The organism is Mucilaginibacter gynuensis (assembly GCF_039541195.1).
GTDB lineage: Bacteria > Bacteroidota > Bacteroidia > Sphingobacteriales > Sphingobacteriaceae > Mucilaginibacter > Mucilaginibacter gynuensis.
The window spans coordinates 1-13,540 of sequence record NZ_BAABFT010000018.1; the positions used below are offsets into that span (position 1 = coordinate 1).

Here is a 13,540-nt window from a genome sequence, read left to right on the forward strand (position 1 = left end):
GGCAACTCGATCCTGAAACCTCAAACCTGGAACCTGAATCCTGGCAACTCAATCTCCCACTAAACCCGGGCGGAGCGGATACCGGCCCGGAGCTTAAGGCCTGTGCAGTATGAGCATAGAACGGGGCTAACTTTAATATGAACTACAGGTACTGATTTTCCAAATTAATTCTCGCTTCCGGAAATAACTCCTGTATCTATCTACAACTTATACAAAAAAACCTTACGACTTTCAACTTACAACTTAACTCGCTTTCTTGCGTTTAAAATCAGCACCTGTTTCCTGTAGTCTATAACTGCTTTATATTTCATCAGAATATCGCCGCCTAACACACCTAATACTTGTGGGTGGTTCATTTGCTCGTAGGCTATGTTTATGGTAGAGAGGTCAAGCACGGCTACTTCAAATTGGGCTATATTGACTTCGCCAATGGTTAGGTTGCTGATAATGGCCGTGAATGATTCCATGGTGTTTGTGCCAAGGCCTGTGGATAGCTTATCGGTCGAAGAGATCAAGGCTTCTTCGCTGGCAGCGGAGAGCATGGTTTTATCGAAGGCGGTTTTTGATGCGCCTGTATCTAACACCAGTTTAAAGGGCTTCCCAAATAGGGTAACGTCCAGCAAAGGGTGAAAGCCATCATCGTGCAGATCGATAATTTGAAGCGGTATAGTAAAACGCATGAGGTAGAATTATGTGGCAGCAAAAATGTGAAATACAATTAGTATTAAATAATGCGGTCTGTTAAAATATGTTATTAAAATAAAAGACCGGGCGAATATGTTATTCGCCCGGTCTTTTATTTTATTGATTTGAAGGATAATCAACTAATCATCCTTTCAGCAAGCATTAAAACGGATAACCTATTGCAAGGTTAAATATAAGGTTCTGTTTACGCCATGTGCTGTTGCCAAAATCAATTTTATCGATCACCCAACGCTGACCATCAGGCAGCCATGGTTTGCGGATAGGGAAGCCTAAATCGGTACGTAATACCAATACGGTTACATCAAAACGTAAACCAACACCCGCATCTACCGCGAACTGTTTCAGGAAGTCTTTAGTAAAAGTACCACCCGGTTGTGATCCGTTAGAACGCATCAGCCAGATATTACCTGCATCAAGGAATAACGCACCTCTTACTATACTGAATAATTTAGGGCGATATTCAAGATTAGCTTCAATTTTTATATCGCCTGATTGATCGGGCAGGAAGTTTATCGCATCGCCATTATTACCCGCATAGTAACTACCCGGACCAATTGAACGCGCTCTGAAACCTCTTAAGCTGTTTGAACCACCTATAAAAAACTGCTGGCTATAAGGCATTACCGTAGAGTTACCAAATGGCAAGCCTACGCCTAAAATAAGTCTGCTGGCTATGTTACTATTTGACCCTGTTTTGTGATAAAACCTCAACTCGTTTTCAAATTTAACAAACTGGTTAAATGGTGCACCAAACAAGCTGCGCACCTTACCGCCCAAAGTATCGGCACCGGTAACTAAACCATATAGAGCGGCAGAAAGGCTTACACGGCCGTTATAATAGATAGTATTAGTGCGATAATCTTCGGTAGTATTGGTATAGGTGTAACCATAGCTTGGGCCGAAGGTAAATTGCTTATCAATCACATGTTTTAGTGCAGGATTGTTTGAAGTATCAATTCCTCTCTGATATTCTTCAGATACATTGGTTGGTTTAACAAACATAATGTTAGTTAAATTCAACTCGTGTGTTTTGTGAGCGTTCTCTTTCCACTCGTAACCGAAAGAACCTGTATAGGAGTTAAGCGTATACAACTTTGTACGGTTGATGAGCGTAAAGCCAAGGGTAAGATTGGTGTGCGGGATATAAGCGTTATCTGACCGTATATTGAAAGGCGCTATAAACCTTGGCCACGACAGGCGTGTTTGTCCACCCACCTGATATACATTATAACCACCGTTTTGGCCTGATACCTGCACATCGGTACTTCCGAACAATGTTACAGTTAATAGCTCGGCGCCTTTAAAGGCATTGCGGTGTTTCCAGTTAAGGTTAATTTGTGAGCCGGTATAGTTGGCAGATGTGGTACGCCCCAGTAGCTCCACTTGTAACGATTTACGCGGGAAGGGGGTAAGGAAATAGTAAATGTCCAATTTAGATGAGTCGGTTGATACATCTTCAAAACGGTTCTTTACAAATTTGTACGGACCTAAATTCACAAAACGGTTCAATGAGTTATTGTGATTGGTTCGGTTGTATACATCGCCTGTTTGCAGCAACACGGTATTTTTAAATGCAAACGGACGGATAGTTTTGCGTTTATCTACCACATTATACCAGCGATATTTTACAGCCTGATCTAAATTGAGCGAGGTATCGCGCAGTGTATAATTAGGGTATACATAAATGTTGTTGATGGTATAAATGCGCCTGTCCCTGTCGCCGGTGGTGTTTTTAACGGCTACGAATATATCAACCTTGTGGTCGGCAATGGTGCTGTCCACACGCATAATAATATCTTCGGGAGAGAAATAGAAGAAACCCTTTTCTTTCAAACGCGCATCGATACGCAAACGTTCGGTTTTGATCACATCTAAATCGTAGTTGTCACCGGGTTTTAGTATACTTTGTTTGGCGGTGCCTGCAATGGCAGTGTCCAAATTTTCCGTACCTGTAGGGAATATCACATTCCTGATCTTATACCCCGGGCCGGTTTTGGCAGTGTATTCAACACGCGCTGTTTTATTGGTAGTAATGGTATCGCCGCTCACCAATGCCTGGAAATAGCTTTTATTTTGCAGGCGGTTTTGCAGTATTTCGCTGTTTTTCTCCATGTTTACAGCACTGATCAATACAGGGGGCTCACCAAATTTGGTGTTAAGCCAGTGTTTAAAGCCCGATTTTTTAGTGGTTCGGGTTTTATTATAGATATATAACTTTATCCGCATACCTAATAATGACGAATTAGGTTTAGGGCGAAGCAGTGTGGTGAGATCGGTTTTCAGCGCGCTTGCCTCGCTCTTTTTAATATCCTTGTCCTCAATTTTTACCTTGGCGCCCGTGTACAGTTTTTGCCCCGGCTGCAGGTATTTGGTATTGCTGCAGGCGTTTAACAGTATCGTCAGAAATAATAAATATCTTAAATTTTTAATCATGGGTTTAGTTTGAGGTTTGTGCCTTTTTCTGTTCTTCCTGTTGCTGCTCTGTTTGTTCGTCTTTCTTCTCCAATGCCTTTTCCTGCGCTTTTTGTTCCTCTTCTTTTTGCTTTTGCTCCTGGCGGTATTTGCGGCGCAGCGCTTTTTCTTCTTCGGTACGTTTACGGAATATTTCCTGGAAGCGGTTATAATCTACCGTTAACGAGAAGCCTAAGCCTGTTTCCACTATCTGCCCCTGAATTACCACAAACTCATCCTTACGGTAAGCGCGCAGGGTATAACGACCATCTTTACTCAACTTATAGTTAACCGAAACGTTACCCGCGATATTGGTAGCTTTTTGCCCGGCCTGGTTACCTTCGAGGTTAAAGTTATTACCAACGGATACCGTGAGCCTGTCGTTAAGGAAACGTTTGGATACCCCAACATTCAAATCGGTTCGGTTTTGTGCCGTGCCCGATGAATAATCTTCGCCGGATGTTACACCAAAGTTAAGATCAACCCCTGTAATAAGATTACCCGCCAGATTATTTAACTGATCGGTTAATAAACCGCTCACACTGTTACGTACAATACCCTCTACACCGGTACTTCCGCCTTGGCTTTGCAGCGGGTTATCGCCAATAAAGTGGCCCAGTATCAGTACGCCCAGCACTTGCTTATTGAGCTCGTTAGGATCTTGCCTTACCTGCGCCAATTTGGTAGTAACGTTATTGATCACCTCTTGCGATACCGAGTAATTGCTATCCGGGAGTGTAATATCAAAAGTTATTTGTGGTGTTAACAGCTGATCTTTCAGGTTCAGGTTAACATTGAAGGGAAGCTTTTGCTTATACATCGTTTCACTTTGCGCATCCAGCTGACTGCTTACCAGATCAATAGGCGGCACGTTAGCTACATAGATGGCTGTAAGATCGATATTGGCACTGGTTGGGTCGCCTGTCCAGGTGATGGTGCTACCCGGTTTAAATTTAAAGTTACGCTTAACAGTAGCGTAAGATAGATTGTACGAGCCATCTGCAACGGTGTAACTACCTGTAAGATTGATCTTGCCGCTTGGGTCAATAGCGCCATTCAAGCTGGCTTCGCCCCTCATGTGTACCACATCGCCATTACGCTCATCTATCACTATGTGAAAATTAGCCTTTTTGCTGATGTTGATCGTCGCCGATACATCCAACCCGGTAACGTCTGATTTCCGTAGCGAATCGAGCTGTTTGGCCAGCAGGATAGAATCCAACTTTGGTGCGTCCTTGTCAATAAATTCTACCACGCCTTTACGGTCTTCTATGCTTGGGTCAACAGTTGGCAACACCACGGTAAGGTCGGTGGCATCGTTAACGGTGATGTTGGCATCCACTACCGGAGATGTCATTGTACCCCGTATTTTGATATTACTGTTCAGGAACAGCTTACCGTAGTAAAGCTTGTTATCCTCGCGGGTAGAGTTGATCACCCTGAAATTATCGGTACGGATATCCAGCCCGAAAGCATAGTCAGTATATTTTTTGGTGTAAACTGATCCACTCACCACCGCTTTGTTCCCGGTAGAATCTACCAGTGTGAAATCGTTGAAACGGATGCCTTCGTTATTGAACGTAATACTCTCCTGCGGCATGGTAAAGTAGGAGTTGAGCATAGCTACGTTAAAGCCTACCTTATTAAAGTTGACATCGCCCCTAACAGATGGCGCATCGGGAGTGCCCGTTATTTTGAGCGCGCCGGTAATGTTACCGCTGGCATTGCGCAGGCTGCCGAAGCTAAAGCCCTCAATGCTCTTCATACTCAGGTTTACGATGTTTAAGTCCATATCAAACCTGCTTGATGGCGCGGTGTAATACATACCTTTCAAATCAACCTGGTTGCCTTTGCCGGTAATGCTCACATTGGCAGCATAGGCATTGGCAGTTTGGTTATCTACCTTAATGGCAATATTGCCCACGGTATCGCCTTTAAAGCTGAAATCGCCCACGTTTAAAGCCGCTGTAAATACCGGCGATTTTTGCAGGTTGCTGATGTTGGCCTCGCCGTTGATCACACCGCCTACTTGTAGTGAATCCTGCTTGGCCATTTTGGTCAATGCCTCTATCCTGAAGTTGCGGAAGGTAACATCAATAGGGGCGTTCAATTGCTGCGGATTACTGTTCACGCTTAACACCTGGTTGCTGTTGGTTACGGTGAAATTACGCGCCATAATACCCTTTTCGCCATAGAAGAGGGCATTGTCCGGGTTAACCGTCCATGGCAGGTAATCTAACAGAAGTCCATCGGGTACAAAACTGAACTGGTATTGCTGCGGCAATACGCTCAATACACCCGCTATACGGAAACGTTCTTTTTTGGCCGCATCGCGTACCTGTAAACTGGTGGTTAGTTTATTATTTTGCAGGTTACCCGATACCGAAGTGTATAAAAGATCGACCGATGAGGAAGCCTTTATTTCATCAACCGAGAGGTTATAGTTTAAAGCGTTATTACCGGTATTTACCGCCAGTTTCATATTGTTAACGGTTTGAGTGCCGTATACCACTTTAGGTACAGATCCGTCTACCACTAACTCGCCTGCCTGGCTATTGAAACGACCGGTCAGGTTAACCGGGTCGAGGGTTTTTAGTTGCGGTACAAATTGTTCTACCAGCGGAGTTTTAACCAAACGTACATCAAACCTGAATTGCTGCGGCGAATATTTTACTTTTTTAACCGGTGCTTTTGTTTTTACCGTAGTGGCAATGGCGGTATTAAAATACTTGCTGATCAAATCCTGCATGGCAGGCGCTATTTCGGTCAGTTTGTATTTACCGGCCATATGCGCGTTCAGCATCGGTGCTTTTAGGCGTAGGGTACTGCTATCGGCAGTGGCGGTTGATATGAGGCTAACGGTATCCAATTTGATGCGCTGCGCTTTTTGTATCACCAGCATATCTGTCAGCTGTATATTGGCATTCAAATAATCCGGGTCAGCAGTTGGCACATCAGCTATCAGCTTGCCATGAAAGCGCATTGGGTCTTTCACAAAATGCAGGTTTTGCAGGTTGATACTATCTACCAGTAGGGTAGCGCTTACCGCAGGGTATTTTTTGTTCATGTTGGCCTTAGCATCCAAACTGAAATTGATGTTCGGGTCTTTCATGGTTGCCTTGGCTACGTATTTGCCATCGCTGGCGCTGCCCTTTAAAACCAGGTTTTGGTAGCTATAACCTTTTACATAAGCCTTATGCACGTTACCATTGAATTGCAGGCTGGCATGTTTAGGATCGAGCCCGGCACCTTTAACGTTGGCCGACATGGTGATCATGCCCACCATTTGCGGCTGCTTGGTTAACGCGCCCACGTTAAGGTTATTAGCTTTAATATTGGCCGAATAGGTTTCGCTGCCTTTACGTTTGCCGCTCTTCATGGCCGCTGTAAGGTCAACCGCGCCATAGCTTGAGCGTAGGGCCATTTTGGTATTAAAGGTTTTCATGCTGCCTTTAAAAGTACCCTTCAGGTTAATATTGGCCGGAATACTTACCGTTGGCGGTATCATGCTGGCATCAACCAGTTTGTTAATATCGTTGCGGTTGGTGTTAAACTCTTTCAGGTTTACATCAAAGTACGATTTCTCCACATCAGGCAGGCCACGCATGGTAGCCGATGCTTTGATGCGGGTAGCGCTTAGGCCCAATATTTCGAGGTCTTGTATCTTCAGGTTATCTACCCGTCCTTTTACTTGTCCGTTAATGCGGAAAACGGCATTCTGTACTTTTTTCAGCTGCGGCATGGTAGCCATGGTAGGCATCAGCAGGGTAACATCTTTTAAACCTAAACGGCTGCCATCTAAATCGGCATCCACACCCAAAGCACCAATGTTTTTGCTAATGGCATCAATTGACGGATAGGTTACAGTAACTTCTTTTTGCAGTACAGTGTTAGGTGTTTCAACCAGCAGGTCTTTCAGCGAAGCGCTTTTTGCTCCGTAAAAGAAATCGGTATGAAAGGTTTTTAGCTGGAAGCCGCTTTTCTCGGTAAAGGTAATCGAGTTGATCTTTCCTGATGAGCTGTCGGGCGTGTAAACAATATCCTGTACATCAACATTCAAATCTTTGATGTTCATGTGGGCAGGATCTAAACCCTTGGCTATCGCTTTTTGCGCGTTATTATCAAACCTGATATTATTATTGGCCAGGCGCATCTTTTTAAGGCTTACCGCCCATCCCGATTTTTGCGGCGACGATACCAGCGTATCTATCTTTTTAACCGTTTTTACAGCCGCTTTAGCTACAGTTTGCGGTTTGGCAAAAGTGATGCCTGCGTTTGTATTATTAAGGTCGATATTTTGGATGCCTATTTTTTGGTTTTTCAGATCAACCTGATCCATTTGTACCAGCAACTTACCCAGGTCAACCTTGGCCGACATTTCCGCGCTGCTGTAATCAACTTTGATCTTTGAGATGTCGAACTCGCCGAGGTCGAGCGTCATGTTGAGTGGCTGGGTAGCTGTATCAACTGCCGCGGCCTGCGCTATTGATGAACCTACCGGCGTTTGAATGATCTTGGCGTTAACATCCGACAGGTTTACTTTCGGGATAGAGAATTTCATCTTATCCAGGTCGAACTCCTTAATACGGGTATCAAAGTGGCCCAGCAAAAATTTAACATCGTTGCCGGTAGTTATATCCTTGTATTTAATATTTATTTTGTCCAGTATGATCTTATCAATCGAAAACTGCATGGAAGCAGTGCTATCGGTCGGCTGAGGCTCTTTCTTTTGTTCGCCCGCGAATGCTTTTATAATATAGTCGAAATTGAAAAGACTATCGCGCCCTTTGCTGATGTTGGCGGTAATACCTTCCAGGTTGATCTCGTTTACCTCTACCTTATTTTTTAATAATTTCAGCAGGCTGATATCAACTTTCAGTTTATCGCCGGCTATCAGGGTATCTTTTTTCTGATCTTCAAAGTAAACATCCTCTAAAACTATCAGTTTTGGCAGCCCTAAAGTAATGTGGCCTATCTCTACTTTGGTATGTATCTTATTCTGTAAAAAAGTAACGGCTTTATTTTTTGCGAAATTTTGAACCGCGGGTACCTGTATTAAAATAACTACAAGCAGTATTAAAAAGATGACACTTGCAATTATCCAGAGAACCGTTTTGAGTGCTATACGTCCAAATTTTTTCAAAATTGTAATATTTATTAAGGTGAAGATGTAATTATGTACTAAACAGCAAACAGCATGCTAAAAGCCAACCAAATATATACTGCGGTGCACTAAAAAGGCGTTTTTATAAAAACCATTACTCTTTTAAGGAGTATATACACTGTGCTGTTGTTTTTTCAACACACAACAAAGCCAAGTTGTTTTTTGATAACTTTGTATTTCTACCGTTTTTTATTGATTTGGAGTTGTTATGCCTGATTTTTCTCATTTACACGTTCATACCCAGTTTTCGTTACTTGATGGTGCTGCCGATATATCAAAGCTGTATAAAAAGGCCGCTGCCGATGGAATGAAAGCCCTTGCCATTACCGACCATGGTAACATGTTCGGGGCGTTTAAATTTGTGGCCGAGGCGGGTAAACACAATGTAAAGCCCATTGTAGGCTGCGAGTTTTATGTGGTTGCAGACAGGCACGTAAAGCAGTTTACCAAAGAGAAAAAAGATAAGCGTTACCACCAGCTGATGCTGGCCAAAAACGCCGAAGGGTATAAGAACTTGATCAAACTATGCTCCTTAGGGTATATGGAAGGGCTTTACAGTAAATGGCCCCGTATTGATAAGGAACTCATATTAAAATATCATAAAGGCATTATAGCAACCACCTGCTGCCTGGGTGCATCGGTACCGCAGGCTATTTTACGCGATGGTGAGGCTGCTGCCGAAACGGAATTTAAATGGTGGCTTGATCTGTTCGGTGAGGATTTCTATATCGAAATGCAACGCCACGATATCCCCGAGCAAAATACCGTGAACGCGGTGCTGATGAAGTTTGCCAAAAAGTACAACGTGAAGGTGATCTGCTCAAACGATTCGCACTATGTGGATCAGCAGGACTCGAATGCCCACGATATTTTGCTTTGCGTAAACACCGGCGATTTACAAAGCACCCCGATCGCTACCGACGAAGAGGGTGGTAAAGGCTATCGTTTTGGTTTCACCAATGATCAGTTCTACTTTAAAACCCAGGCGGAGATGGGTAAGCTGTTTTCGGATATTCCGGAATCGCTTGATAACACTAACGAGATTGTTGACAAGGTGGATGTGCTTAAACTAAAGCGCGATATTCTGCTGCCCAATTACGTTATTCCGCCCGAATTTAAGATACATAGTGACATGACGCCCGACGCGGATACCCTGAACCAATGGGAGTATCTGAAGCACCTTACCTTTATGGGGGCTAAGGAACGTTACCGGGATATTAGTCCGGAGGCCGAAGAGCGCATCAACTTTGAGCTGTTCACCATCCGTACCATGGGTTTCGCGGGGTACTTTTTAATTGTGGCCGACTTTATAAGGGCAGGCCGCGATATGGGCGTATTTATTGGACCGGGCCGTGGTTCGGCGGCTGGTTCGGTGGTGGCGTATTGCACGGGTATCACCAATATCGACCCGATGAAGTACAACCTCCTGTTCGAGCGTTTTCTGAATCCCGATCGTAAATCGATGCCCGATATCGATACTGACTTTGACGACTCCGGCCGTCAGCGGGTTATTGATTACGTGGTTGATAAATACGGAAAGAACCAGGTAGCGCAGATCATCACTTACGGTTCAATGGCTGCCCGTACCAGTATACAGGATGTGGGCAGGGTGCTGGATATGCCGCTATCAGACGTGAACGCGATGAAAAAGCTGGTACCCGATACTCTGGGGATCAACCTTAAAACAGCTATTGAGCAGGTGCCCGAACTGCAAGCCATTTACAAATCTACCGACCTGAAAGGCATCGTACTCCGTGAGGCCGAAAAACTTGAGGGATCGGTACGTAATACGGGTGTACACGCGGCGGGTATCATTATTGCGCCTTATGATCTTACCGAGATTGTTCCGGTAGCTACAGCCAAGGACTCCGACCTGTTGGTTACCCAGTTTGACGGACGTGTAATTGAAGATGCCGGTGTAATTAAGATGGACTTTTTGGGCCTTAAAACCCTTACTATTATTAAGGATGCCCTGCGTATGATAAAACAGAACCATGGCATCGATATAGATATTGACTACATACCGCTCGACGATCAGAAAACCTTTGAGCTGTACCAGCGTGGCGATACCAACGGCACGTTCCAGTTTGAAAGTGATGGTATGCAAATGTACCTGCGCGATCTGAAACCCGATAAGTTTGAGGATTTGATTGCCATGAACGCGCTTTACCGCCCGGGACCGATAGAGTATATCCCCAACTTTATTAAGCGTAAGCACGGGCTTGAGCCTATTACCTTCGATTTACCGGATATGGAGGAATACCTGGGCGAAACCTATGGTATTACCGTATACCAGGAGCAGGTGATGCTTTTGTCGCAAAAGCTGGCAGGCTTTAGTAAAGGTGATGCCGACGTTTTGCGTAAGGCGATGGGTAAAAAGCAAATTGAGGTACTCAATAAAATGGAATCGCAGTTTACCGAAGGGGCCATAGCCAAAGGGCACCCTAAAGATAAACTCACCAAAATATGGACCGACTGGAAGGCATTCGCCCAGTACGCATTCAACAAATCGCACTCCACCTGTTACGCTTTTGTGGCCTATCAAACGGCTTACCTCAAAGCGCATTACCCGTCAGAATATATGGCGGCGGTTTTAAATAACCAGAACAACATGGAGAAGATCACCTTCTTTATGGAAGAATGCCGCCGGATGAACGTACAGGTATTAGGCCCGGATATTAATGAATCGGACATGGCCTTTGCGGTAAACAAAAGAGGGCAGGTGCGTTTCGGGTTAACCGGTGTAAAAGGCGTGGGTGATAAGGCGGTTGAAAGTATTATTGAAGAACGTAACGAACGTGGCCCCTATAAATCGGTATATGATTTCGCGCAGCGCTCTAACGTGCGCAGTGTTAACCGTAAATCGTACGAGAATTTGGTATATGGCGGCGCTTTTGATGAGTTCGGCTATAAACGCGCGCAGTTTTTCGCTAAAACAGAAAATGGTATTTTGAGCGGTATTGAGCGCCTAACCAAATATGCCAATGATTATCAGAATACTCAAAACAGTTCGCAATCATCATTATTTGGCAGCGGGGTAGCCTCGTACATCCCCGAACCGGCCATGCCCGATGTGGAAGAATGGCCGCTAATTGAAAAACTGAAATACGAAAAAGAGGTAATTGGTATATACCTCACCGGTCACCCGCTGGATAACTATAAACTGGAACTGGAGAAGTTTTGCAATACCACGGTTTCCGAACTGAAGATCATGCAAAAGGCCCGTTCGGGCGAGGGTGGCGATGATATTGCCGTAGCTTTTGCTAACCTGCGCCGTAAAGGTGAAATTTGCATTGGCGGATTGATGGCCAACGTACAGCATAAAACCACCAAAACCGGTAAGCCTTTCGGTACTTTTGTAATTGAAGATTATAATGATTCGTACGAATTCGCGCTTTTTGGCGACGATTATATAAAATTCCGCAACCTTCTTGGTGATGGCTACTTTATGCATATCAAGGGCAATATCGAAGAAAAATTCAGGCAAAAAGATAACTGGGATCTGCGCATTATGGTGATGAGCCTGCTGTCAGAAATGCGCGATAAGTTCACCAAATCGCTCACCGTATGCCTCGACCTGAGTATGCTTACTACCGACTTGTTCGATAAGCTGCAAAAATTGATAGACGATAACAGTCAGCGTTACCCGGTAAAAAACTGTGTACTCAAATTCATGATCAAAGACCGCGAAGAATCTATGCTGGTAGAACTCCCCTCAAAAAGCATCCGTGTTAACCCCGGCGATGATTTAATGGAAGAGATCTTCGCGTTAACTAATGTGAAACCGGTGTTGATGTAAAGAGCCTTATAACTGTGAGCTTTGACAACTTTTTAAAAGCTGTCAAAGCTGCTTTTTAATATTCAACCTATGGTCGGTTTTAGAATTTCGTCATTACGAACGTAGTGAAGCTATCCCCTTCTCTCCTTCACGTCATTGCGAGGAATTTTAATTCTTTTTGGACTTTAAAGGTAAATGAAGATGGCACACCACCACTCTCCACTGTCATGCTGAGGAACGAAGCATCTATCGCAGATAAGCATTCAACCTATGGTCGGTGTTATCACCGCACCATTTATAAATTGTTTAACTGAATAGAGGTGGTGCGGTGATAACACCGACCACAGGCTTTAAATGTTTATTTAGTAGCCCGTCCTACACCACCTGGCTCCTCACTTCCAACGGCGACAAAGTCGTCTGCTTCTTGAAAAAGTTGGAGAAATGCGATAGCTGTTCAAAGCCCAAACTGTAGGCAATTTCAGAAATATTCCAGTCGGTTTGTTTGAGGAGAATTTTGGCTTCCTGTATCAGGCGGCTGGCGATGTGTTCGGTGGTGGTTCTGCCGGTGCTTTCTTTTAATACTTTGTTAAGGTGATTGCTGTGGACAGCGAGACGATCGGCATAATCTTTAGCGGTACGTAAAATCACCTTTTGCTCCGGCGATGCTATCGGGAACTGCCTTTCCAGTAACTCAATAAATAATGATGATACCCTTGCCGACGCGTTATGCGTTTGGTTATACGTAGCCAGCGGTTGCAGCTTTTGCCCGTAATGAATCAGTTCGATAACATAATTACGGATCAGGTCGTACTTGTATAAGTAGGTAGAAGCTATTTCCTGCTGTATCTTTTTAAACATCATTTCCAGCTCGTCGGCCTGCTCGTTGCTCAGCTCAAAAATAGGGTAGCCGCCGGGTTTAAATATCGGCAGATCATCCAGCACCACACCACTTTTTGATTGCACCAAAAATTCATCCGTGAAAATGCAGAAGTAACCGCCTTGCTCAAAATCTTGCGGGAGCCAGTGGTAAGGTATTTTAGGCGTGGCAAATACCAGCGCGTTCTTTTCTATATTGATCACCTTATCGGCATATTCGGCAATATTACGACCACGTACCAGGCTTATCTTATAATAAGCACGGCGGTTATAAGGCATTTTGGTAGCGCCCGGTTTAAACTTGGCCATCAGGTCATCTAACGAGAATATGTTGAAGTGCCCAATTTCCTTATTAATACCCGCGGGCAGCAACGTCTCCACACTATCCTCTCCGAAGGATGATATATCCTTGTAAAAATCATTCAGCGTTATATCCGGCATAGTATCATTTGATTTAGTTAAACAAATTTAGCTAAACCGTTTGTCAATTAAGTGCAACACCAAGGGCAATGATTGAATTTGATAAATAATGGATTGATGCTTGCAAACTGCTGCCTGCTTAACCA

At 44.2% G+C, this 13,540-nt stretch carries 5 protein-coding genes; 1 reads left to right on the plus strand and 4 read right to left on the minus strand.

Features of this window, described 5'->3' with window-relative positions; genetic code table 11:
• Positions 1-236: 236 nt before the first annotated feature.
• The 3 genes from ABD894_RS23540 to ABD894_RS23550 all read right to left on the minus strand — a co-directional run bounded on the left by ABD894_RS23540 (position 237) and on the right by ABD894_RS23550 (position 8,299).
• A complete protein-coding gene (locus ABD894_RS23540; protein ID WP_345213540.1) occupies positions 237-680 on the minus strand; it encodes an aspartyl protease family protein in 444 nt (147 codons plus the stop codon).
• Between the two features lie 166 nt (positions 681-846).
• A complete protein-coding gene (gene tamL / locus ABD894_RS23545) occupies positions 847-3,138 on the minus strand; it encodes a translocation and assembly module lipoprotein TamL (protein WP_345213541.1) in 2,292 nt (763 codons plus the stop codon).
• A 4-nt stretch (positions 3,139-3,142) separates the two neighbouring features.
• Positions 3,143-8,299 carry a translocation/assembly module TamB domain-containing protein gene (locus tag ABD894_RS23550; protein WP_345213542.1) on the minus strand — a complete coding sequence of 1,719 codons (5,157 nt, stop codon included), beginning with the start codon at positions 8,297-8,299 and terminating at the stop codon, positions 3,143-3,145.
• Between the two features lie 229 nt (positions 8,300-8,528).
• On the opposite strand from ABD894_RS23550, the gene dnaE reads away from it, so the two are divergent.
• Positions 8,529-12,119: a DNA polymerase III subunit alpha gene (gene dnaE, locus ABD894_RS23555; RefSeq protein WP_345213543.1), complete on the plus strand. Its 3,591-nt coding sequence runs from the start codon at positions 8,529-8,531 to the stop codon at positions 12,117-12,119.
• A 354-nt stretch (positions 12,120-12,473) separates the two neighbouring features.
• Here the strand turns inward: dnaE and ABD894_RS23560 are convergent, their stop codons facing one another.
• The gene (locus tag ABD894_RS23560; protein WP_345213544.1) at positions 12,474-13,415 is read right to left on the minus strand and encodes a helix-turn-helix domain-containing protein; all 942 of its coding nucleotides are present in this window, start codon (positions 13,413-13,415) and stop codon (positions 12,474-12,476) included.
• Positions 13,416-13,540 lie beyond the last annotated feature (125 nt).